This is a genomic window from Niastella koreensis GR20-10, from assembly GCF_000246855.1.
Lineage (GTDB): Bacteria > Bacteroidota > Bacteroidia > Chitinophagales > Chitinophagaceae > Niastella > Niastella koreensis.
This window is the reverse complement of record NC_016609.1, coordinates 3457206-3483807: the sequence shown is the minus strand read 5'-3', so window position 1 is coordinate 3483807 and position 26602 is coordinate 3457206. Positions and strand designations below refer to the sequence as shown.

At 48.1% G+C, this 26602-nt stretch carries 13 protein-coding genes; 11 read left to right on the top strand and 2 right to left on the bottom strand.

Annotated elements, in window-relative coordinates; genetic code table 11:
• Window positions 1-45: 45 nt before the first annotated feature.
• The 11 genes from NIAKO_RS13720 to NIAKO_RS13670 all read left to right on the top strand — a co-directional run bounded on the left by NIAKO_RS13720 (window position 46) and on the right by NIAKO_RS13670 (window position 24634).
• A complete protein-coding gene (locus tag NIAKO_RS13720; protein WP_014219041.1) occupies window positions 46-1497 on the top strand; it encodes a RagB/SusD family nutrient uptake outer membrane protein in 1452 nt (483 codons plus the stop codon).
• Window positions 1498-1508: 11 nt separating this feature from the next.
• Entirely contained in the window at window positions 1509-2588 is a 1080-nt protein-coding gene (locus NIAKO_RS13715) for a zinc-binding metallopeptidase (RefSeq protein WP_014219040.1), read from the top strand.
• 171 nt (window positions 2589-2759) lie between these two features.
• On the top strand, window positions 2760-4073 hold the full coding sequence (locus NIAKO_RS13710; protein ID WP_014219039.1) for a DUF4302 domain-containing protein: 1314 nt from the start codon (window positions 2760-2762) through the stop codon (window positions 4071-4073).
• A gap of 110 nt (window positions 4074-4183) precedes the next feature.
• Window positions 4184-5191 (top strand): PorP/SprF family type IX secretion system membrane protein, encoded by a 1008-nt coding sequence (locus tag NIAKO_RS13705; protein ID WP_014219038.1) that lies wholly within the window; start codon window positions 4184-4186, stop codon window positions 5189-5191.
• Between the two features lie 96 nt (window positions 5192-5287).
• Complete coding sequence (locus NIAKO_RS13700) at window positions 5288-7060, top strand: OmpA family protein (protein WP_014219037.1); 1773 nt, start codon at window positions 5288-5290, stop codon at window positions 7058-7060.
• A gap of 185 nt (window positions 7061-7245) precedes the next feature.
• A complete protein-coding gene (locus NIAKO_RS13695) occupies window positions 7246-8259 on the top strand; it encodes a PorP/SprF family type IX secretion system membrane protein (RefSeq protein ID WP_014219036.1) in 1014 nt (337 codons plus the stop codon).
• A 73-nt stretch (window positions 8260-8332) separates the two neighbouring features.
• The gene (locus tag NIAKO_RS13690; RefSeq protein WP_014219035.1) at window positions 8333-10480 is read left to right on the top strand and encodes a M43 family zinc metalloprotease; all 2148 of its coding nucleotides are present in this window, start codon (window positions 8333-8335) and stop codon (window positions 10478-10480) included.
• Window positions 10481-10515: 35 nt separating this feature from the next.
• On the top strand, window positions 10516-12531 hold the full coding sequence (locus NIAKO_RS13685) for a T9SS type B sorting domain-containing protein (protein ID WP_014219034.1): 2016 nt from the start codon (window positions 10516-10518) through the stop codon (window positions 12529-12531).
• Between the two features lie 63 nt (window positions 12532-12594).
• Complete coding sequence (locus NIAKO_RS13680) at window positions 12595-15048, top strand: T9SS type B sorting domain-containing protein (protein WP_014219033.1); 2454 nt, start codon at window positions 12595-12597, stop codon at window positions 15046-15048.
• 37 nt (window positions 15049-15085) lie between these two features.
• Window positions 15086-15658 carry a hypothetical protein gene (locus tag NIAKO_RS13675; RefSeq protein WP_014219032.1) on the top strand — a complete coding sequence of 191 codons (573 nt, stop codon included), beginning with the start codon at window positions 15086-15088 and terminating at the stop codon, window positions 15656-15658.
• A 345-nt stretch (window positions 15659-16003) separates the two neighbouring features.
• Entirely contained in the window at window positions 16004-24634 is an 8631-nt protein-coding gene (locus NIAKO_RS13670) for a beta strand repeat-containing protein (protein WP_014219031.1), read from the top strand.
• A 129-nt stretch (window positions 24635-24763) separates the two neighbouring features.
• On the opposite strand, the gene NIAKO_RS13665 is transcribed toward NIAKO_RS13670, so the two are convergent.
• Window positions 24764-25135, bottom strand: coding sequence for a DUF4870 domain-containing protein (locus NIAKO_RS13665; RefSeq protein WP_014219030.1), 372 nt, complete (start codon window positions 25133-25135; stop codon window positions 24764-24766).
• Between the two features lie 132 nt (window positions 25136-25267).
• A complete protein-coding gene (locus tag NIAKO_RS13660) occupies window positions 25268-26596 on the bottom strand; it encodes a RagB/SusD family nutrient uptake outer membrane protein (protein WP_014219029.1) in 1329 nt (442 codons plus the stop codon).
• Between the last annotated feature and the right edge of the window lie 6 nt (window positions 26597-26602).

Below are 26602 nucleotides of genomic sequence, written 5' to 3'. Positions count from 1 at the left end.
AGACCTGGAACCTGAAACCTGGAACTTGAAACAGAAACCTGAATTATGCAAAGAGCAATATTATATACGGCATTTATCTTATTACTGGGAATATGCAGTTGCAAGAAATTCCTGGAAAAGAACCCCGACAACCGGGCTTCGTTGGAATCGCCGGAGCAGGTGAGCCAGTTGCTGGCTACTGCTTACCCGCAAAGTAATTACATGGCATTTACCGAATCTATTTCAGATAACGTAAATGACAAGGGTACAGGCGGTACAGACCTTACTGTTGTAAACCCTTATTTTTTCAAGGACGTAACCGATAATCAGCAGGATTCGCCGGAGGCATACTGGGATGCGTGTTATTCGGCTATTGCCGCCGCCAACCAGGCCCTGGACGCCTGTTTGAAGGCGCCCGATACGGCGAACTATTCGTCGCAAAAAGCCGAAGCATTGTTGTGCCGTGCCTATGCGCATTTTATGCTGGTTACGTTGTTTGCCAAACCCTATGATCCCAATAATTCAAAATCAGATCCGGGCATTCCTTATGTGCTCACTCCTGAGAAAGTAGTATTTCAGAAGTATACCCGCAAAACCGTAGCCTATGTATACGAGATGATCGAGAAAGATCTGCTGGCTGGTTTGCCCCTGCTGGATGATACGCGTTATACCGTTCCCCGTTATCATTTTACCAGAGCTGCCGCCAATGCATTTGCCGCCCGTTTTTATCTGTACAAACAGGACTATGCGAAAACGCTCAGTTATGCCAATGCGGTTATTCCCGGTAGCAACGTAACGGCCATTTTACGCCCATGGAACACCGACTATTTAACACTAACCTATAATGAACTCTGGGCGCGGTATGCAAAAGCATCCGAGCCGGCAAACCTGTTGCTGGTGGAAACTGCTTCTCTATGGGCGAGGAATTATTTCAACGAGCGGTATGGTATGGATGCAGACAAAAGGACAGAGATCCTGAATTCAAACGTAACCGGCGGTACGTTTGCCTTCACCCGCCAGCTTTATACATTAGGTACCAACAATTACATGATACCCAAGGTCAATGAATATTTTGTGCGGGCGTCGGTAAACGCTACCATTGGTTATCCTTATGTAATGGTGCCGCTGTTCACGGCAGAAGAAGCATTGTTTAACCGGATTGAAGCCAATATCTTTCTTAATAATCTCACCGCCGCGCTGGCGGATCTCAATACGTACGCCTCCACTCGTATTTATAATTATAATGCCGCCAGTCATACTATCACAACCAGTAAGATGCAAAGCTATTATAACACAAGTGATCCGCGGCAGGCAACATTGGCCACCCTGCTTGATTTTAAACGCGCAGAATTTGTACAGGAAGGGATGCGCTGGTTCGATCTGTTGCGCTATAATCTGCCTGTGACACACAATACAACCGACGGACAAAAACTGGTGCTCGCTGCCAGTGACAAACGCCGGGTGTTTCAAATACCGGAATCAGCAAGATTGTCGGGCGTAGAATTAAACCCACGTTAAAACCAGCAAAGATGAACAACATGTATACTAACAAGCGACCCACAGCCAAAGTAATACCCATCACTATTGCCCGCGGCTGGAAACATATGTACCAGTCGTACGACGGACTGATCATCGATCACCGGGTACCCCGTTGGTTAGTGCCCTTGCTGGAAAGGCTTAAACAAATAAAAAATTTCCTGGTGAACCATACGCAAAAAATAGTTTTCGGCTTTTGCCTTATTGCTTCACTCGCTTCCTGTAAAAAGGAATCGCTCGATAAGGTTGATAACATTCCGGGTCTGGGCGGCGATACCTGGACTGCAACTCCTATAGACAAATGGATCAACGACAGTTTAACCGTGCCCTTCAATATAGCCGTAAAATATAAATGGGACCAGTTTGAATTGAGCCTGAATAAAACCCTTGTGCCACCCAAAGAAGACAAGATCATCCCGGTATTGAGTTCCATAAAAAAGGTGTGGCTGGATACCTACATCGCAGAAAAGGATTCGATGTTCATGAAAAAATATGTGCCCAAGTTCTTTGCCTTGGCCGGCAGCGCCAGCTGGAATACGGATGGTACTATTACGCTGGGTACTGCCGAAGGCGGAAGAAAAGTAGTGCTGTATGTGCTGAACGATTTTCGCATAAAAGGCAATGCAGATTATAAGCCTTCCGATTCTTTCAATATCAAACAAATGTTCCACACCATTGAACATGAGTTCGGGCATATTCTTCACCAGACCATTATGTATCCGCAGGATTATAAAACCATTACTGTAGGATTCTACTCTTCCAACTGGAACAACGTGTCGGATGCCAATGCCAACAGGGACGGGTTTGTGACGGCTTATGCGGAATCGGCGCCCGATGAAGATTTTGTGGAAATGATCGCAATGATGCTGATAGAAGGAAAAGGCGGTTTTGACGCTATTGTGAACAGCATCCCGCCCGGCACCAGCTCCAATAATGTAACCCAGGCCCAGGCGGTAAGCAAGTTGCGCCAGAAGGAGGCGATCGTAGTCAATTATTTCAAAGACACCTGGGGGATAAATTTTTACAGCCTTCAAACAAGAGTTAGAGCGCAGGTGGAGAAGTTGATACGTTGACGGGTTGACAGGTTAACACGTTAGCAAGTTGACCAGTTAACCAGGAATACAGGTTGATAGAGTTGACAGGGTTGATAGAGTTGATAAAGGCAGGAGAATAATAGCGGGTATCGGATTTCGTGAGTCCTTTCAAGTTTCACGTTCGACGTTTCACGAAAAAATACACTAATAATGAAAAAGATATTCATATACACCATAGCAGCAATAACAGGACTGGCTGCTTGCAATAAAAAAGAAGATCATGTATTCGATAAATCGATCGATGAACGGTTGAACGAAACCCTGGCTGCAGATCAAAAAGCATTGACGGGCGCCCAATATGGCTGGAAAGGTTTTATTTATCCGGCTGGTTTAAAGGGTGGGGTAGTAGCCTTCTATTTTAAATTCAATGACAGCAACCGGGTGGAAATGTTCTCTGATTTTGATTCGGCTTCAGCTGTTACCCCCATGACGGCCAGTTACCGGTTGAAGGCCTTACAACAACCTTCATTGATCTTCGATACCTATTCTTATGTGCATGTGCTGTCCGATCCCGATGGCAGCGTGAATGGCGGTGATTATGGCGCCGGCCTGGGTTCTGATTTTGAATTTGCTATCGATAGTGTGGTGAAAGATTCTGTAAAGCTCACCGGCCGCTTTAATAAAAGCAAGGCATTCCTGGTAAAGGCTACGCAGGCAGAGATGCAGGCTTATTATAACAGGCAATACGCAAACCGCCCGTTTGCCAACATCAGCAAATACATCACTTATTTCAAACGACTGGTAATTGGTAGTTCACAATACGAGATCAAGGTAAATCAAACAACGCGCACCATCACCCTTACCTGGGTAGATGATAAAGGCACGGTACATTCCGTTACCACGGGTTATTATTATACCCCGGATGGTATTGCTTTATCACCGGCTGTTGTAGATGGCGCCAATATTATTGCATCGCTGAATAACATCAGTTACAGCAATTCTGGCCCAACGATGACATTTACTGTAAACGGAACGTCCTCTTCTATTGTAGGCTCAGGCGAGCCGATCAATAATGATCCGGATGCGCCACGCCGCTGGTGGCAGTATGCGCTCGATCAGGGCGGTTACTGGATCTCACCCACAGGATTCCATGTAAACGGTGTCAATGATGCTTATGGTATTACAAAGACCACCAATTTTTACTTCCTGCTTTACTGGCCTCAATATGGCACCCAGTCAGGTATACCTTATGATCTGGCAGGTTCTGTAAAGCTGGTGAACAACAGCTTGTCATTACCCTACGGTATTGCTTACCGGCCACCAAATTTTACCGGTGATGGCCGCGTGTCATTCACTTATTACGGAACACTGGGAACAGTGCCCACTGCAGATTCAATTCCCGTATACAAAACAGCTATTCAATTTACCGATGCCAGCGGGTATTACCTGGTGCGTTTGGATTCCACGCATTATGATATGGTGAGTGCGAAGGATGGAAAGGCCTGGATCTCCTGGCAATATTAATAACAACGATTGCCTGCCCTTATAAAAATATTAATAAGAAAAACCACCCAATGTATACGGCCCTATGAAAACCACTTTTGTGATGTAAAAAACTACAAAATTAAACTGCTATGAGAGGACCATTTGTCAGCCGATTATTGACGCTGTTACTGTTTATTACCGGGGCGCAGGCATTGCGGGCACAGGTAGATCCGCATTTTACGCAGTATTACGTATATCCTTCCTGGTTGAATCCGGCACTTACCGGCGCCTTCGATGGAGATTACCGCATTTCAGGTATTTACCGGAACCAGTGGGGCAATATCAGCAAACCCTTTTCAACTGTTGGACTGGGTGGTGAGGTTGTTACCAATAATAATGTAAACCTGGGTCTTAACCTGTTGAACCAGACTGCCGGCGATGGCGGTTATTATTATACTACAGCTTATGCCAATTTAGCCTATACGGGCGTTCGCTTCGGCCCTAACGAAAACCATCACGTGGTAATGGGTTTACAACTGGGCATGATCTGGCGCGGCTTCAATGCTTCCAAATTTACTTTCGGCGATCAATGGGACCCCATTACCGGTTTTAATCCCGGTTCCTCCACTGATGGTTTCAGCAAAACAAAAACAACTTCTTTCGATGCCGGCGCGGGTGTGCTCTACTTTGATGCCACCCCAGGTAAAATGGCCAATGTGTATGCAGGGTTCTCCGTGTCGCACCTCACCAAGCCAAAAGATTATTTCAGCAGCAACGCCAATGCGCAATTACCAATGCGGTATACCGGTCACGCCGGTGTGCGGCTTACTATCTCGGAGTTGTTTAGTGTTACGCCAAATATTTTATATACAAAACAGGGAACCGCAGAAGAGAAAATGGCGGGCGCTTATGTGCAGTTAAATGCCGCTGCAGGCACCGATGTAATGCTGGGCGCCAATTACAGGATACAGGATGCCATTTCACCATTTGTTGGGTTTACGCACAATAACATGGTGCTGGGGTTAAGCTACGATGTAAATACATCTGCGCTGGGAAAAATGGCCCATGGCAGCAACAGTTTTGAATTATCCCTTTCCGTTACGGGCAGGAAAAAGGTCAAAACACCTGAAGAGCATTTCATCTGCCCGAGGTTATAGAAAGGCTTAAAGTTCGCGAGGGAAGATATGTAAAGAAATGATGAAGTGAGGAGACCAACTCACCACTCACCACTCACAACTCACAATGTAACTGCGATGAAAAAAATAATTCTCATACTGGTAATTGTACCTGGCTTTATGGCGGCCCGGGGCCAGTTTGTAGCAGATTATCTGAAGGCTGCTGATACTTACTATAAAAAAGGCGATTATTATTCCGCCGCCCGGTATTATGAAAAATACCTGAGCTCAAAAGATACAAAGACAAAGCCGGATCAATACAATCCATATAATGTAAAACCAGTTGCGGAAAAAGGAAAGACTGCCATTCCCAATGCGCAGCTGGCCGTATACAACCTGGCTGAAAGCTACCGGTTGTTGAATTTTCCGGTAAAAGCAGTTGCCTATTATGAACAGGCGGTTAGTTATAATAACGCTCAACTGCCACTGGCGCAATATTATTATGCCGCCACCTTACGGGCATTGGGCAAATATGATGAAGCCGAAAAAGCCTTTCAGGGATTCCTGGATAATTATAAAACAGAAGATGCGTATGCCAATTCCGCCAAAAGCGAAGTGCTGAACCTGCATTTTATCAGGGAGCAGTTGCAACGCATCGATCTTTCATTATACACGGTAGAAAAGCAAGGGCAGGCCATTAACCCCGGTGGCGCCAATTACGCACCGGTATGGCTGAATACAAACACCCTGCTTTTTACTTCTACCCGGGTAGAAGATTCTGTAAAGAACAAACCTTTTTATAACCGCCTGTACACAGCGGTTTACGATAATGATGCAGTTAAGGAGGTAACCAGGTTGGAGTTACCAGAAGGCGTAGGAATACACCAGGGTGTTGCCAGTCTTTCACCAGACGGCAATACCTTGTTCCTCACGCGCTGGCTGATTATTGGGGGAAAGAAAACATCGGCCATTTATGTAAGCAAAAAACAGGACAAGGGTTGGGGAGAACCGGTACTGATGGACACCGTGGTGAATATCCACGGTTATAACGCTCAACAACCATTTATCCTGGCGGATGGTAAAACGTTGTTATTCGCCAGCGACAGACCGGGCGGCAGCGGCGGTTTTGACTTGTGGTATGCTGCACTCGATGCCACTGGTAAACCGGTGAAAGTAGAAAATCTCGGCAGCACAATCAATACCATCAATGATGAACAGGCGCCTTATTACCATGACGCCTCAGGTACATTAGTATTTTCCTGTAATGGCCGGGTAGGTATGGGGGGCTTTGATTTCTTTTATAGTAAAGGAGCGCCCAATGCCTGGGCCGAGCCGGTGAATTTTGGTTACCCGGTTAACTCCATAAAAGACGATCTCTATTTTACCAGCCGCGGCAGTGCCGCCAATCTGCTGGAAGATGTGTTCCTAAGCTCTGACCGTTCTGCGGAATGTTGCCTGGAATTATTTACGCTTAAAAAACATATTCCGGTTGAGGTGGTAAAAAAGGACACCCCTGTTGTTCCGCTGCTTAAAGAAGAACCGAAAGTAGAAGCAGTGATCGTAATGGATAATGTGTACTACGACTTTGATAAATCATCCCTGCAACAGGAATCATTCGCCACATTAGACAGACTGGTTGCCTCGCTGAATCAGTATCCCACCCTGGTAATAGAGATCAGGGCGCATACGGACAGCAAAGGTGAAGATAAATACAACATGGACCTCTCCGAAGCCCGCGCCAAAACAGTAGTGGATTATCTCATCAGCAAGGGCATCGATAAAAATCGTTTGCAAAGCAGGGGCTATGGCGCTACCATGCCCGTTGCTCCCAATAAACATGAAGATGGGTCTGATGATCCGGAGGGGAGGCAGAGGAACAGACGTACTGAGTTTAAAGTCTTGAGTAAGTAGTTGACATAGTTGATAGGGTTGATAAAGTTGATAGAGGGAAATACATGGTTGACGGGTTAACTGGTTGACAAGTTGACGAGGAAGGCAGGTTGATAGAGTTGACGGAGTTGATAATGTTGATAGGGGAAGGCCGCGTCGCGGATTGCCGATTCACGATTGCCGATTCATGATTAAAACGTAAGCACATGAAAAAGTTAATGGCTCTATGTTTAGCTGTGGCTTGTTTGCAACTAAAAGCACAACAAAAACCGCACTACACACAATACATCCTCAATCAGTATATCCTCAATCCGGCATTAACGGGTATCGAGAATTATACGGATATCAAGTTGAGTCACAGGCATCAGTGGGCGGGGATCGATGGGGCGCCGGTTACTACTTATTTCACTGCGCATACACCGTTAGGGAAAAAGGATTATCGTACTACGCCTACCTCTTTTCCAATGCCGGGTGAAAACCCAAGAGGGGAGCGCTATTGGGAAGAATATACTTCGGCGGAACCGCATCATGGCATTGGGGTGCAGATCATTAATGACCAGGCCGGACCCTTAGCTACATTTTCGGGGTATGTGACTTATGCGTATCATATTGGTATCAGCCCGCGTACCAGTTTGGCTGCAGGTTTTGGTGCCGGGTTTTCCCGCACCGGGTTGCATACTGATAAACTGCAGTTTGCGGTGCCGGTTGATCCCGCCGTGTATAACGGCGGAACGCTGAATAAATTCAACCCTGATTTCAGTGCCGGTTTATACCTGTATTCAGCCGATTATTTTGTTGGGTTATCTGCCCAACAGATCATTCCACAGAAAATTGATTTTGTAGATAATACTGTGAAACAAACCGGTGGCCGGCTGCTTCCTCATTTGTTCGCTACTGCCGGCTACCGTTTTTTACCGGATGAGGATTTCAATTTTATTCCCTCGGTGTTGGTGAAATACATCAACCCATTACCGGTACAGGTAGATGTGAACGCCAAGCTGCAATACCAGGATTTTTTGTGGGTGGGCGCCAGCTATCGCATGAAATATGGGTTTGCCGGTATGGTGGGCATCAATGTATCTAACAGGGTGCAGGTGGGATATTCCTATGATTATTCTACTACCACTTTGAACCAGTATAGTCACGGTACGCATGAATTGGTTTTAGGTTTTATCATCGGCAATAAATACGATGATGGTTGTCCGAGAAATGTTTGGTAAAAGCGAAACGCTGAACGCGAAACGCCGAACGCGAAACGCAGGAAATACATTAGATAAAAGAAATTTATAAAAGATGTTTTTAAAGAAATATGGTTGTGTAGCGGTGCTGGTTTTGCTGCAGGGATTGGGGCTCCGTGCAATTGCGCAACAAACGCCCATAAAGCGATGTGCAACCATGGAGGTGCTGCAACGTTCCCTTGAAAAAGATGAAGCACTGCGCGCGAGATATGAAAGCGACAAACAGCTGATTCAACAACTGGCTGCTGCGCGGGCAAATAACCCGGGCGCCAGGGTAGAAGCAACGCCGGTGTACATTCCAATTGTGTTTCATATTGTACTGCCCGATCCCAGTGCCGTTACCGATAAAATGATCGAAGACCAGGTGGCGGTGCTGAACAGGGATTTTGCCGGACTGAATCCAGATTCTGTAAATATTCTTCCGGCCTTCAAACCTTTGTTTGGAAAATCAAAGATCCAGTTTGTGCTGGCCAAACGCACGCCCACGAATCAGCCTACTAACGGTATTGAGCGGGTGGTGACCACGCAGCAAACTTTTAGCCAGACAAACAATTATGTAAAACATGCCAGTACGGGCGGGGCCAATGCCTGGAATTCTACAAAATACATGAATGTATGGGTATGTACGCTGGGTGGTGGATTGCTGGGGTATTCCACTTTTCCCGGTACTTCCACCGCAGATGAACAGGGGGTGGTTATGTACAGCGCCACGTTGCCCGGCGGTTCGCTCACAGGTTATAATGATGGCCGTACCCTTACCCATGAAAGCGGACATTACTTTTTCCTGTTTCATATCTGGGGCGATGATGATGGCGCCTGTACCGGAAGTGACAATGTGAACGACACGCCGAACCAGTCAGATGCTTCATCCGGCTGTCACAGCGGGGTGGTTACCGATGCGTGTTCGCCAACAGCGCCTGGCATTATGTACCAGAATTATATGGATTACAGCAGCGATGGTTGTATGGCCCTGTTCACGCTGCAACAGGTAGCCAGGATGGAAGCGGCCCTGAATGCTTACCGTTTATCACTTACTACATCCAATGCCGCCGTATCGCCACTACAAAGTAACGATGCGCAAATGGTTAGCATCGATAACCCGGTAAACCGGGTGTGCGATACAAAATTCCAGCCATCCATCACTATACGTAATTATGGTTCGTTGCCATTGACGTCGCTGGTGATCAATGCCAGCGTAGATGGCGGCCCTGCGGTGCAAACCCAATGGACGGGATCACTGGCAAGTTTGTCGACAGCAGCCATTACATTAAATCCGGTAGCAGCTGGTAATAGCGGTTCTCATACTATTAAAATACAATTGACGTCGCCCAACGGTACTACCGATCTGGGACCGGCGAATGATACGCTAAGCAAATCATTTGTATATCCCACCGCTATTGCGCCGCCATTGACCGAAGGGTTTGAATCGGAAACATTTCCTGCAACCGGCTGGGATATTATCAATCCTGATGGTTCCTATACCTGGGAACGCGTAACCGGGATAGCTAAAACCGGCAATGGATCAATAGTGGTGCGCAATAACAACTATACCCAAAAAGGACAAATAGATTACCTGCGGTTGCCGCAGCTCACCCTGGCCAATGCCGATTCTGCTTACCTGACTTTCCAGGTGGCAGCAGCGATAAAAACTGCTACAGGCACCTTATTCAACTACTGGGATACCCTGCAGGTACTGGTTAGTACAGATTGCGGTAATACGTTTACCAGTTTGTATAAGAAATGGGGCGGCGCCCTGGCTACCCGCAGCGCCCTTACCACCAGCGAATTTATCCCTGCCGCCAGTGAATGGCGTAAAGATTCGGTAAACCTCACCCCCTGGATCAATAAAGGACCGGTGATGATCGCCTTTGCCAATTCAACCGGCAACGAGAATAATGTTTACCTGGACGATATCAACCTGTATACAAAAAGCAGTAATGCCAACCTGGAAAATCAGGGCTGGCTGATTACGCCAAACCCGGCAAGCGGACCGCTTATGGTACAATTCATAAACAGCCCGGTAAATCTGAAAGCCATCAGTGTGTTCAATAGCTCCGGTCAAAAAGTAGCGGAGAAGCGGGTGAACGGTAACCCGCCGGCAACGCTTTATCAATTCAACCTTTCAGGTTATGCCAGCGGGGTGTATGTGGTAAAACTGGTGTACAGCGATCATACGGTGTCACGAAAGGTGATAAAAAAATAATTTAGAAAATATTATAAAAAGCAAAGCCTTTACTGATGAACACACAGCACGGTAACAACTTCAGCAAGAACAGCATGCGATTCTGTATGCTCCTGGGTTTGCTGATCATTAAAATGAGCAGCTATGCGCAAACTGTTTACAACCCCATTGCGGTGACTGGTTATCACCATGATGTAGTGGCGGAAACAGGAACAAGTGTGCTGGCCACCACTTCTACCATGATCGATGGCAGCCCATTTGTAATGCGCCACGTGTTGTATTCGCAAGCATTTGCCCTTGCCAATAATTTAACGGGCGGTATGGTTGATAACGGCACCATTGTAAATGGCACCCGTACTTATCAAATGGCGCCTTATGACAGCAAGAATGCTTTGTATCTGTCGAAGTTTGGTACGGTTGATAGTACCCGGAGTGCTGGTACGCTCACTTTTGTTACGCCCGGTTATTATGCGCACTTGTCCATCCTGGCATTTTCTACAGAAGGTTCCAGCAATTTGAATATCGACATCAACTATACAGATGGTACTACCGAACGGGCGCTAACCTATGCCCCGCTGGCCGACTGGTACGTGGGCTTCACCAATGTACAGTATTCCGGCCCGGGCCGTATTCAACGCGACACCACGGGGCCATTCTCTGTGGATGGTGTAGGCTTCTCGCCAAGCTTTTTTAGCCAGGATTTTATGACCAGCTGCGCCAATCAGAACAAGATGGTGAAATCGGTGACTATAACAGATTCCAGCGCTGGTACCGGTTCCCGCGCATTGGTTATGGCTATCTCCGGCGAACAAATTCAACCTTATACTGTAACACCTTCAGTACTGCCGGCCCGTTGCGGCGTTGTTGACAATGGCTATATTTTATTAACGGTAAGCGGCGGGGTAAAACCATTTACTTATAAATGGAACACGACACCCGCGCAAACAACGCCATTTGCGGCTGGGTTAGCAGCCGGCACTTATAGTTGCGATGTTACAGATTCAAACGGTTGTGTGCGGAATTATACCGGCACCGTGACGCTGGTAACGCCTGCGCCGGTGAAAGCAAAGGCAACCAGTTTGCAGGTGTGTGCAGGGATGCCCACTACTATTTATGCCGATACTACAAGTGCAAGCCCGAATACCTATACCTGGAACCCGGGCGGTGTCATCGGTTCGGCAGTGGTGGTAACGCCACCTGTTACTACCAAATACCTGGTGAACGCAGAAGATCAGTATGGCTGTACTTCAGCAGACAGTGTGGAGATAATAGTTAAGCCAGCGGCTACGGCATCCTTCACGGTAGATCCCGATGCGGTTTGTCCCAATACGCCGCAAATTGTTACCTATACCGGCAATGCGCCCGTCGGCGCCATCTTTAACTGGAATGCTTTTGCCGGCGCTACCGTGCAATATGGCAGCGGCGCCGGGCCTTATGGCATTCAGTTTCCCAACAGTGGCGTATATACCTTACAACTACAGGTAAGCGTAAACGGCTGTGTTGCTTCTGCTACTAAAAAAGTAACCATCAACGCGCCACTGGCAACGCCGATAGTGGCTGTGGCAACGGTAACCAGCAGTACCATCGGCTTTAGCTGGCAGCCTGTTCCCGGCGCCACCGGTTATATCGTATCGGTGAATGGCAGTCCTTATATCACGCCCACATCGGGCAGTTTGGGTACAACCCATAATATCATCAACCTGCAACCGGTTGAAAAAATAACCATCAGCGTGATCGCATTGGGTGTTGAAAGCTGCCTCAATAGTGCTATTGGCAAGGGAGAAGGCACCACGCTGACCGATGAAGTATATATTCCCAATTCATTTTCTCCCAATGGCGATGGTAAGAATGAGATCTTCCGGGCCTATGGAATGTCCATCGCAAGCATCAATATGAAGGTATTCAATCAGTGGGGTGAACTGTTGTACGAAGGCAACGATGCAAGCATGGGCTGGGATGGTAAACAAAAAGGAAAGGTGCAGCCCATGGGCGTATACTTCTATGTGATGAAAATAAAACTGGCCAATGGTACTGAAAGCATCAGGAAGGGATCGATAAACCTGTTGCATTAATTGAAATAACCCCATACCTGAACCGGGAAATGCTGGAGCAATAGATCATTAATAAAAAGTACCATGACTAAAATCGGACTACATATCGGCCTGTTGTTTGGTGGGTTGGTTATTGCAACCGGTTCCCTGGCGCAAACCTATACACCCATCAATATCACCGGCTTTAACCAGGATGCTATTGCGGAGACCGGTACAGATGCTACGGCGGTGACCACTACCTCGCTCGACCTGTCGACCAACATCATGTATTCAGCCCTGTTTGCGGCTATCAATGGTTTAGGCGGCGGATTACCCATGAATGGCACCATCGTATCGGGCGCCAAAACCTGGCAGTTACAACCGTATACGGTCAATAATGTCATGTATTTATCAGCCGGTGCCGCGCAGGCCAATACTATGGCCTGGGGAAATTTTACCCTGGCAACACCGGCCAGTTATAAAGCGGTTAACCTGTTGCTGTTCTCTACAGAAAGGGAGAGTACCATAAATGTAGTATGCAATTTCACAGATGGTACAACTTATAATGCTGGCAATTTTAACATAGAGGATTGGTTCGATGGCACTGGTTGGGTGTATGGTTCTTATGGTAGAACAAAACGCTTAACGGCCGGACCTTATGTAACAGATGGCGTTTCCACCCAGAATCCCCGGTTTTACCAGGTTGATTTGCCCCTGAGCTGTATTGATAAGAATAAATTATTGCAATCAGTTACTATCAATTATTTAAATGGTACTACGGCAGCTGGCCGGCTGGTAGCGTTGGCGTTATCGGGTGTTGGTTATACACCGCCAGTTGTTACCCCTGTCATTACCCAGGCAACCTGTACCAATGCCAATGGCAGTATTGCCTTGACGGTAAGCGGTGGTAACAGTCCTTATACCTATGCCTGGAATACCACGCCGGTGAAAACAACGGCTACAGCCACCAACCTGGCGCCGGGTAATTATACCTGCACTATAACGGAAGCGGATAATTGCCCGGTAACCTATACCGGAACAGTGCCCACAACGCCCATGCCGGTCTTAACGGCTTCGGCTAATCCGGCGGCGGTTTGTGCAGGTTCTCCCGTAGCATTATCTGTAGCCGTTTCAGGGGGCACCTTACTGTCCTATACCTGGAACCCCGGTAATGTAACCGGCGCCAATGTTTCCGTAACGCCTACAGCGAATACCACCTATACGGTGAGTGGCATGGATGCGAACGGTTGTAATGTATCGGCATCGGTTCCGGTAACGTTATTACCAACGCCTGCCTCCACGTTTACAATAAACCCGGCCAATGTTTGTTTGAACACGCCGCAAACGATCACTTACACCGGCAATGCCGCCAATACCGCCACGTACAACTGGTTTGGTTTTGCGGGTGCTACCGTACAGAGTGGGAGTGGACAAGGCCCTTACTCCATATTATTCAATAATCCTGGAAATTATAACCTGCAGTTGCAGGTAACTGAAAACGGATGCGTGTCTACAATAACCACCAACCCTGGTGTTATTTCCGCCCCGGTAAATGCGGCCTTTACTGTTAGTGAGTCCTCAGTATGTGCCGGCTCAACCATTACCGCCACATACACAGGTAGCGGAGCAGGAACTGCTACAGCTACCTGGAGCTGGGGTGGAGGAGCGGTTCAAACGGGTACCGGCTTTGGTCCGTATACGGTGAAATACGACAAAAACGGTCTCATCAGCCTTACGGTAAAAGATGGCGCCTGTACATCAACCGCACCTTCTGTTGTCATCAACGTAACGCCAAAACCTGTGGTTGATTTTGCGCCTGATGCGTTGGCAGGATGTTTTCCTTTTACCGTCACCTTTAAAAATAACACGCAAAACGGCGACGCGTACAAATGGGAGTTTGGTGATGGCAATACCTCCACCGGCGTTAACCCGTCCAATACCTATAACAGTCCGGGTGTATATACGGTGAAGCTGGTTGCCAGTGAACTGGGCAAGTGTTCCGATTCCATTACCAAAACAAACCTGATAACTGTTAAAGATTTTCCGAACGCCGATTTTACGGTGAACCCTTCAGCCAACAAACCGCTTGAGCTGCATGAGGCTAACTTCTCTTTTGTGAATGGTTCTTCAGGCGCCGTTACGTATAAATGGGATTTTGGGGATAATACCAATTCAACCCTTGCTAATGCTACTCACCAATACCAGCAACCGGGCAACTATGTGGTCACCCTGCATGCGATCAATGATATCGGTTGTGAAGATACGGCTGTGCGTCAGTTCATGATGGTGATCCCTGACAAAGTACTGGTGATCCCCAATATATTTAGCCCGAATGGCGATGGGGTGAACGATACCTGGGAGATAGCAGGTTTGCGTGGTGTAACCAATTGTTCGGTAGAGATCTTCAATCGCTGGGGCCAGCAGGTATATAACAGTCATGAATACAATGTTCCCTGGGATGGCACCTGGAAAGGCAAGCCATTACCGGTGGGTACTTTCTATTATATCATAAAAACAGCAACCCGCAATTTTAACGGCTGGGTTGCCCTGATCAGGTAATCATCAAACATTTTAATAAAATCCCAAAAATTCAGTTATGAAACACATGTTCGTGAGGTGTACTTCTGTTTTCCTGTTCTCAGCTTTGTTATTGTTTACTGCCTGTAAGAAAGGCGATACTGGTCCGGCCGGTGAAAAAGGTGATAAAGGTGATGCTGGCGCCGCCGGTGCTACAGGCGCCGCTGGTAAAGCCGGAAGCGCCAATGTTATTTATTCTCCCTGGATAGATGTAACCTTCAATGCGGTTGATACTTCTTTTGAAGCTTCTATAGATGCACCAAAGATCGTTGACAGCATTATCCAGAAAGGTGAAGTAAAAGTATTCTGGAATATCAATACCCAAACTGCACCGGCTATTGTGGCATTGCCTTACCAGGATAATGGCCTCATCTTCGGCGCCAAGGATTTCTATCAATTCCCCATTGTTCAGACCGGAAAAATATTCATCGAGTCTACTTATAACACAAGTACCCGTCCTTCCAGCTCTGACGCCAACGTGAAAGTATGGCAATATCGCTATATCATCATTCCTGGTGGAGTAGGTGCCCGTTCAGCAACAGACTGGAACGACTACAAACAGGTACAAAAATACCTGGGGTTGAAAGACTAAAACATGTTACAGGTTCCAAGTTTCAGGTTGCAAGGCTTAATAAAGATGTTTTCCCTGAAACCTGGAACGTGTAACCTGAAACCTGCATTTCGGAATCACTCGGGAATAACATCCCGATTGTTTCATAAAATGTAAATCGGGTTGCCTCTTCCGGGGCGGCCCCTTCTTAAAACAGCTACAAGCTTCAAGCTGCAAGCTGCAAGCAAATACAGGCTTAAAGCAGAAAGCCTAAAGCCGAAAGCGAATTCAGTCTTTGCTTTTAGCTTTAACCTTTAGGCTTTTACCTTTTACCTTATTCCTTACTGCTGTAAGTATAATCCTAAACACCATTCACAATACTGTATTATGAGAAATTTATTGGGTATCGTGTTGACGTTGTTATCCTGTGCTGGTTTCGCCCAAACCGTAACACCCGTTCCTGTTACCGGTTTCAATGCCGATGTGATTGCCAATGGTACTACCTTTCCCGGTTCAGTAACCGATGATGTAGACGGCGGCAAATATTATTTCCTGAACCAGAGTTTTACTGCCCTGGGTACGCCCACCAATTACCTGCCCAATTCGGGGCTTATTATCAGTGCGGCCTCCAGCCTGGTAAGTTTTCAGCTGGCAGATGCCTCGGTTAATAACTCACTTCGGTTATCCACTACGCTTACTTCCGGCACATTAACATTGACAACCCCGCAACCGGCCGGCGTGGTGTACTTCCTGGCAACGTCAGGTGGCAGCGCCACGGTTATGACGGTTACGCTAAATTTTTCAGACGGTACCACGCAAGTCAATTCTAACGTCACTGTGTCCGACTGGTACAATGGAACTGGTTTTGCCATCCAGGGCATTGGCCGCGTGAATGGCAATGCACCTGCGGCGCTCGATAATGCGGGCGGTACTACCAATCCGCGCCTGTACCAGGTGGCCATGGCGGTGAATGGCCCTAATTATACGAAGAAGATAAACTCTGTAACAATCAGCCGTCCGGCTACGGGCGGTATTCTGCATGTGATGGCGGTGAGCATCATGAATGCCTGTGTGGCGCCCGCCAACCAGCCAACTGCCTTGGTGCTGAATGCTACATCTACCAGTCAGATCAATGGTTCTTTTACTGCATCGACTGCTGCCGACGCCTACATGGTGGTACGTTATCCGGCCGGTGCTACGCCTGTTGCGCCCGTGAATGGCACTACGTATCCCGTAGGCAGTTCGCTGGGAACCGGGGTAGTGGTGCAGGCTACAGCTGCCACCACTTTTAGCGCCAGCGGCCTCATCGGTGGCACGGGGTACGATTTTTATGTGTATGCTTATAACAATACCAATTGTATCGGTCCGGTGTACAACACAACAACGCCGTTAACAGGTACGCAGGCAACCAATACCTGTAGCGGTCCCAGCGGAGTAATACCTGTTGGCCCTAATGAAACCTATAAAACCTTAACTGCAGCGCTGGCTGCTTTGACTGGTGGCGTGAGTGGCCCTGTGACGCTTGAATTGCAAAGCAACTATACCAGTACTACAGAAACCTTCCCGATCGTTATTGCTTCCAATGCCTGTTTCAATGCTACCAATACATTGACGATTAGGCCGGCTACCGGCGCCAATGGACTGGTGATTTCCAGTTCAGGTTTGGGCGCTGCGATCGATATCAACGGCGCTAAATATGTAACCATCGATGGGCGTCCCGGAGGAACCGGTTCCGCCATAGCGGTTACGGCCGCCGGTGCTTTGAATACTACAAATCTGAATATCATCAACACCAATAATACGGGTGCAGCGCTTGTACTCGAAAATGGTGCTAACAACAATACTATCAAATATTGCGACCTGCAGGGACAGAATACCAATAATGCCAGTCAGCCCAATACGCTGTCGGGCGTTGTGTATCTCAGTAATACCGGGGCGAATGGAAATGATAACAATACCCTCGATCATTGTAATATCCACTCAACCGGTACAGGAACTACAAAACCCTCATTAGGCGTTTATTCGCTGGGATACGATAACTCCAGTTCGGTGGCTTCCTATGCCGCGCAATTCAACGACAACAACGCGGTGCTGGCTTGTAATATCTACGATTATTTCTCAACCGGTAATTCGGTGGGGTTGGAGTTGAACCTGGGTAACAGCGGCTGGACGATCGCCGCCAACCATTTCTTTCAAACAGAAGCAATTAATGTGAATGCTTCTGCCAGCGCCTTTAACCGCGCTATCTGGGTAGCGCCTTATCGCGCTGCTTCAGCAGGAGAAATTGGTAATGGATTTATCATTACCGGTAATTTTATCGGTGGCAGTGCGCCCGGTTGTGGTGGTACGCCTTATACGTTTGCCAGTACATCGGCCGGTTTCTTTGAAGGCATCCGGCTCGAAGTGGCTGATGCGGCTACACCAATGGCGGCTTCTTCAATTCAGGGTAATACAATCACAAATATTAACCTGACTACTTCTACCACCAGTGACGCTATGCATGCCATTGCGGTGTTGACGGGTAAAGGCAATGTGGAAATTGGAAACAATACCGGCAATATCATTGGATCTGCAACCGGGGTAAATGGCAGTGCAGATGGTGGGATCACCATCAATGCAACAGGAGCAGTGCCCAGCCATATGATCTTCTTCGGTGGTACGTATACCACTATTGTGAAGAACAATATCATTGGCAACATTTTGCTGACTGCGGTGGGCAATTTCTTCTCCGGCATTTACGCCAATAGTGCCATTACCGGGACCTTCAGTAACAATACCATCACCAGTATTACCGCTTCCAATACCGGTACTACCACCGGCAGATTTGTGAACGGTATTCATATTCCTTCGGGAAGCCCGGTATTGACCGTTGCCAATAATATCATTCAAAACCTCACCTGTAATTATGTCACCACGGGAACGGCGGCCTCGCAGGTGATCGGGATCAATATTGCGTCCACTACGGCAGTAATGAGCGGCGGCATTACGGGTAATACCATTCGCAACCTGGTAAATGCTACCCAAAGTACGGGCACCACTACCAACAGCGCTATAATCGGTATTAACATGAGCAGTTCCAATGCGGCAGGTTGTACGGTGAGTGGCAATACCATTCATTCGCTGGTATTGTCAGGTACTGCAACCAATACAGCGGTGAATGCGATCGGGCTGTATTACAGTGGCACTACTTCGGTAACCAATACGGTTTCAAAAAACTTCATTCATAGTTTTGATGCAACGGCGGTCAACACCGGCGCCACGCTCACCGGTATCCAGGTAACGCTCGGGTCATCGGTGTTCAGCAATAATATGATCAGGCTGGGGATCAGGCCAGATGGTACACCGCTTACCACAGCGCTGGTTATTAACGGTATTATAAATAATACTACCTCCGCCAATAGTTATTATCACAACAGTGTTTATATAGGCGGAACCGGCGTAGGGGTGAGCACCGGCAATACGTATGCATTCAGCCGGCTTTCTACATCCGGTACCTGCGATGTGCGCAATAACATCTTTGCCAACGTGCGTTCCAATGCCAATGGCGGCGGTAAACATTACAGCTTCAATTTTGGCGGGGCTACTACCGGCGCTACCGTTAATTACAACGTGTACCAGTTTAATGGTTCGGGTGGACGGTTTGCCAACAGCGGCACCGTGGAAATTCCCAATTACATGAATGGCGGTACGCCTACAACCGGTTGGCTTACCGGCGATGTAAACAGTGTAACGGGTGATCCTAACTTTATCAATCCAACAGGGAATTTATCAGCAGTCAATCTGCATATCAATACAACCGGTATTTCTGTGGCTGAGGGAACCGGTACGGCAATCGCGTCAATAACCGACGATTACGACAATGATCTCCGCAGCGGATTTACCCCGGTTGACATCGGGGCCGATGCCGGCAATTTTGTGGCGGCCGCTGCTACGTGTAGTACACCGAATGCCCCAACAGGCCTGGTGTTGACTGCGGTGTCTGCCACCGAGATCGATGGCAGCTTTACTGTTTCTGTCGGCGGCGCCAATGGGTACCTGATTGTGCGTTATCCGGCAGGAGCTGCGGCGGTGGCACCGGTTGATGGCGTGATCTATTCTGTGGGCAGTTCGCTGGGAACAGGTACGGTGGTAGCCAACGGCTCCGCCCAAAGCTTTGCCAATACCAACCTGCTGGCCAGCACAGCGTACGATTATTATGTATACGCTTATAACAATGCCTGTATCAGTGCCATTAAATATAGTACAGCCATCTCCGGTTCAAAAAGCACGGCCGGTTGTACCGGACCAAGTGGTTTAATCACGGTTGGACAAACCGGTACCTTCCAAACCCTCACTGCTGCACTTGCTTCCTTAAGCGGTGGTATCAGCGGTCCGGTGATTGTGGAGCTGCAAAGCGATTATACAAGCGCCAATGAAACCTTCCCCATTACGATTGGGTCCAATGCTTGTTTCAGCCCGATCAATACGGTGTTGATCCGTCCGGCGGCCAATGCCAGCGGCCTGGTGATCACCAGCTCTATACCTGGCCCTACTATAGATTTAACAGGTGGTACGTATGTAACCATCGATGGAAGACCAGGCGGGGTGGGAACAGCTATTGCGGTAACTACTGCCGGCAGTCTGAGCACAACCAATCTGAACATTATAAACACCAGTGCGCTGGGGTCTGCTATTCGTTTTGACAATGGCGCTTTCCGTGATGTGGTGAAATATTGCGACCTGCAGGGGATGAACGCGGTTTCTGCTGCTACAACATCAGCATCAGGCGGGGTGGTTTTTTTTGGCAGCAACGGCGCAAACGGTAATGACAACAATAGCATAGATCATTGTAATATTCACTCGAGTGGTGTCAGCCCTTCTATACCATCGATAGGGGTATATGCACTGGGCGCTAACAATACCGGTGTGAACAGTAACTTTAATGACAACGATACGGTTTCCAATTGTAATATTTATGATTTCTTCCTGGCGAATGGTAATTCAACAGGGGTGATGCTGAACAATGGCGTGAACAACTGGGTAGTTTCCGGCAACCATTTCTTCCAAACCAGCGCGCGTACTTATTCGGCTGCTGCGTTCAACCGGGGCATCTGGATCGTTTCTAACCGCAATACGGGCAGCGTAGGCAATGGCTTTATAGTTACCAATAACTATATCGGTGGTGCTGCTCCTGCCAGTGCAGGTGCGCCTTATACGCTCACAGGGCAGAGTAATACATTCGATGGTATCAGGCTGGAGATTGCCGATGGTACTTCGGCGAACCCGAGTTCGGTACAGGGGAATACCATTACCAACATAGCCATAACCAGTACGGTTACTTCGGATGTATTCCATGGTGTTGGAATAACCAATTCAAACGGTAGTGTAAATGTAGGTACCGTAACGGGTAATAGAGTAGGCTCGGTTACAGGTACCAATGCAATTGCTATAAACGGCGGAAATGGTGCGCACACCATTCCGTTTTATATCTCCGGTAACGCCAGCGCTACCGCGGTGATAAACCTGAAACAAAACAGCACCGGTGGTATTACGCTTTCCGGTGCGGGTAATAACTTCTCCGGTATTTATGATAATACCGGGGGCGTGGTGAATATCGATGGCAACCTGATAGGTAGTTTAACCACTGCCAACAGCATCAATGCTGTAAATACCAGCACTTCGGGTTTGTATGTGCGGGGGATCAATATTCCTACTGGTAATGGCTCGTTTGCGATCACCAACAATACTATTGCCAATTTAACCAATAATGCTACTTCGGCAAGTGCCGGCGCACAGGTGGCGGGGATCAATATAGGATCTGCCAGTTCCACTGTGTCAACCGTGGCAGGTAATACGGTTCGCAACCTGTATTCTGCCACTACGTATACGTTGGGTAGCGGTAACTCGGCTGTGCTGGGTATTTATATGGGCGCTTCTACCAGCAATCCGGTTACTGTTACCAACAATACGGTGCATAGCCTGGTTTCCGGCGCTGCTACGGCAAGTGTGTATATGGAAGGGATCTTTTTCTGGGGCGCCAATTCCGCCACCATCACCAATACGATCTCAAAAAACAAAGTGCACAGTTTTGATGTTACCACAGCTAACATCAATGCCAATATCCGTGGTATAGAGCTTAACCAGGGTAAGGCAGATATCTATAATAACATGGTGCGGCTGGGGATTAAGCCTGATGGCAGTTCGTTAACCAATGCCATCCGCATAGATGGGATCATGAAGGGCTCCGGATTGAACAGCCATATTTACTATAACAGTATTTATATTGGCGGAACAGGTGTAGGCACCAACGCCCAAAGTTCCAATGCCTTCCGCAAGGAAACCAATACCGGAACGGATAGTGTGCTGAACAACATTTTTGTAAACAACCGCTCCAATGCAACAACCGGTGCTTTGCACAATGCCATTTGGGTAAATGCATTGGCGGGAATGACATTCGATCATAATATTTATGGCTATGGTGGAACCGGCGGCAACTTTGCTGCGGCTACTCCAACCGGTACTTCCTTTGCTGCTACCTATGCCAGCGGCTGGAATATCGGCGGCGATCTTACCAGCCAGGTGGCAGATCCGTTGTTTATTGATGCTACAGGCGCTGCCGCTACGGTGGATCTGCACATCACCACTGCTGGGGTATCACCAGCCAATAATGTGGCGTTGCCTGTTACCCTGGTAACAGATGATGTGGATGGGGATGCCAGAAGCGCCACCACGCCTGATATCGGCGCTGATGAATTTGCACAACTGACCGGGATAGATCTACAGGCGGTTTCCCTGGAATCACCTTTGGCCGGAAAAGGTTGTTATGGTAAAGAAGCAGCTACCATTAAAGTAAGAAATAACAGTTCTGCCATTATTGATTTTGCGGTGAACCCGGTTACCGTAACGGTAAATGTAACGGGAGCTGCTACAGCCACCATTACAAAAACTATCAATACCGGTACGCTGGCGGCCGGTGCCACCCTGAACGTGCTGCTGAATGGCATTACCGATTCTGTAGACATGAGAACACCTGGTACGTATATCTTTAATGCCAAAACAACCGTGGCCGGTGATGCAAAGATTGCTAACGATGCCATGACGACGGTTACCCGTACCCGCGTACCATTGGTATCAGGTACCATCAGCGCGTCACAAACCAGTTATTGTTTCAATGGAGCGCCGGTATTAACCGTAACCGGTGGCGATGGCTTTGCCGGTTTTCAATGGCAGCAAAGCACCGATTCTCTGACTTACAGCAATATTACAGGAGGCATTATTTCGCCTTATACAACGGCTGCGGCTACCCAAACCCTTTATTATCGCCTGGCTTCGGTATGTTACATCGATACGGTGTTTACCCCGGCAATAAAAGTAGAGGTGAACAGTCCGGCCATAACCGCCACCACGCCGGCGGCGCGTTGTAATCCAGGGGTGGTGAACTTACAGGCAACTGGGTCTGCCGGTTCAACCTTGTACTGGTATCCCGATCTTACCACCACCAGTCCGATTGGGATTGGCTCAACTTATACAACGCCATCGATTTCCACCACCACTACTTATTACGTATCGGCCATGGCAGGTAGTTGCACCACCCCACGCACAGCGGTGATAGCTACGGTGAACAGCCGGATCGCGATCACTACACAACCTGCAGGCTCCAGTGTATGTATGGGCAGTGCCGTTAACCTGGGTGTTGTGGCCAGTGGTTCAGGCCTTACTTATCAATGGCGGAAAGATGGCGTGAATATTACCAATGCCACCACGGCTACCTACGCTATTGCCAATGCAGTAGGCGCTGACAATGGAGATTATGATGTGGTGATCACCAATGCCTGCGGAATTGTGGTTTCCAGTGTAGCTACGCTGGCCGTTAAATCATCCAACAACTGGGTAGGCGCGGTAAGCAGCGACTGGAATACGGCGGCCAACTGGTGCGGTGGAATACCGGTAGCTACTACCGATGTAAGCATTACGTCAGGAACGCCGTTCAGTCCGGTGATCAGTGGTACTGCTACAGCGCATTCGGTTACTATTGGCAAAGACGCTACGCTCACGATAAACGGAACAGGTACCTTGAATCTCTACGGCAATTTTGCCAATTCTGGAACGCTGAATGCCGGTACAGGCACCATTGCTTTCCGCGGTACCGCCAATCAAACCATCAATACCTTATCAATTGGCAATGTGATCATGAATGGTGCGGGTGTTACCCTCAATGGTAATCTGACCATCGGCAGTACATTAACCATGACCAATGGAAATATAACCACCGGTTCATTCAATATCTATCTGCAAAATGCAACCAATGGCAGTGTTACCAGCCATGTGATCACCAATGGAACCGGTTCTGTTATTGTTGCCAATAGCACGAGCGCCATCACAGTTCCGGTTGGGCCTTCTGCTGCCAGCTATAACCCGGTAACCATCAGCAATGGCCAGGGTATGACTTATACAGTAAGAGTAATGGCAGGATTGATAGCGCCGGTTATCGATAACAGCAAAGCCGTCAATCGTACCTGGACGGTGACCACCACCAGGGAACCTGCAGCGCCCGTGAACATTAGTTTGCAATATGCAGATGCCGATGCCAACGCGGCCTGTAACCCAACCGCCAATATGGATGCGGGCGCTTATAATGGGATAACCTGGGCGCTTGTTTCACCCACAGGCGGCGTGTTGCCAACCGGTTCGTCAGCTGCGCGGCTGGTAGCCTTGTCAACTACTCAACTGGGATCTATTGTGATTACCAACCAGGGCATGTTGAAAGCGCCGGTGTATGAATTCAGTGTACAGTTATTGCCAACAGTGGTAACCACCGGCAATGCAAAACTGCGCATTACCAGCCGGCGTACTATGACGATGGGTTGGGCGATATTGGATGCCACAGGTTCAATAGTTAAGAAATTCACTACTTCATTAAGTGCAGGGATGAATGATGTAAATGTGTCGCTGGCAGGTTTGGCAAGTGGCGTGTATACGCTGCGTGGAGTAGGGGATGATGGAAGATTACAAACGATCCGGTTCGTAATAAAACATTAAATGCTTCGACGCCTTAGATTTGATCATGTGACGAGCCCTGGCGTTCCCGCCGGGGCGAGTCCCGACGAAGTCGGGATGTAAGTAAGTCCCGTCCCGGCTTAGCCGGGACGGGCTTTTTATTTAAAACAATTATTTAATCAGTCTAAGCGTAAACGGATAGCGGTATAATTTGCTTTCGCTAGCTTTTACAGTGGCTACAATTACCAGCACCAGTACCAATATGCCCACTATCCACAATAAAAAGATGCCGATAATGGTAATGAAAAGAATGATGAAAACAATGGCGGCCGTGATCTGGAAGTTCAAGGATTCTTTCGCGTGTTCTGCCACAAACTTCGATTCATCTTTTTTTATAAGATAGATGATCAATGGTGGAAAGATCCAGAAGAAGATGGTCAGCACATGGCTCAGGATCGCCAGGGTTCTTTCATCACTGGTGGGTGTGTAAGCAGGCGCCTGGTCGGTGCCCAAAAAAGAATTGGATGGGTTGCTGCTTGTCATTTTAAAGGTGTTTTTATGAAATTATCGAAATAAATTGAAAGACCTGTCAGGTGGTCGGCATCAGGCTGAATATTCAGTATGCCTAAGTCCACCGGGCAGGTCTAAGAGAGGGATATATATTATGTTTATTCCTTATTGCTGCACTTCTGTTGCCGGTCTAGGAAACTGCGGCCATACATCATCGCCCGGGCGATCAATAGGTAAGGTATTTAACAGGTTATAACGACGCATATCTATCCAGCGATGGCCTTCACCAAACAGCGAATAACGACGCTGGTTCAACATTTCCGTGATCAGCGCAGGCTGCGTAACCGGCCCGGTATAAGCAGGCAGGCTGGCCGCTGTACGAATTCTGTTCAGCGCTATCAATGCATCCGGAAACTGGTTTTGCTGAATTTTCACTTCGGCATACAACAGCACCAGTTCTTCATTACGGATGATAGGGATGGGCGCTACATTGGTGGTGTACACAAAAAAATCATAGTCGCTGTTCAAGCCATCCTGGGTAGCGGTAGAAGTACGTTTGGGCGCTTTGCTTAACCGGGCGTCACCAGGTGTGGCTTCGGATACCCAGTTGGGTTGGGTTACCCGTACTTCGGCAGCCGGCGTGTTTTGGGGAAAGAACACAGGATTTAACAGGTCGCCACCACCGGTTGAAAAAAGATAATACGAACCATCTGTTAAACTGCCGGTGAGGCTCAGGAACGACTGGGAAAGCGCGGTTGCTGCCGTTGTCCAGTCTTTACGGTAAGCAGCTACCCTGGCTGCCAGCGCCCGGTTGAATTTGGAGAATTCACTGGCCTTGTTGTTGTACAGCGTGGTGGTAAAGGGCAGCGTGGCTGTATTGCCTTGCAGGTCGGTGTTGGCATCATTCAATAAATTCTGAATGGCGTTCAATGATTCATCGTATGATAAAAAGGGGCCCAGGTGGTCGGGATCGCTTACATCTACCCTGATGCCGTTTTGATACTCCAGGTTTAAAGCCATCAGCAGTTCATGCGCCTGTACCGTTTTGGCATAAGCGATCCCGGCCCGGCGCTGATCGGCGGTAATATCTGCCTTTGTATTTTGTAGTGCCTGAATAAGAACATTCATATTCTTCACTACCCGGTACCGGCCTGCAAACGGGTTAGTGGTGTAAAAAGTATTGTTATCAAGAGTGGCGCTGCCTTTGCCCAGGATGTCACCGGTTACCCGGGGATCTGAAGCAGCAAAGCGATAATATTCCCGGCCTATCATACTCACATCATCGAGGTAGGTGCCTAAATAAATTCTCATCCCTGCTTCGGCCCCTACCACCAGGTTTTGCAATTCTCCTAATTGCGCATTTTGAGTAACACCACCTATACTGGGGTTATTGGGGTCAAGGATGGTGTCTACTTTACAGCCCCACCAGCCCATCACTATTACAAACAAACCCGTGCATGCAATAAACCGGTTAAATTTATGTTGATATTTCATATTTGA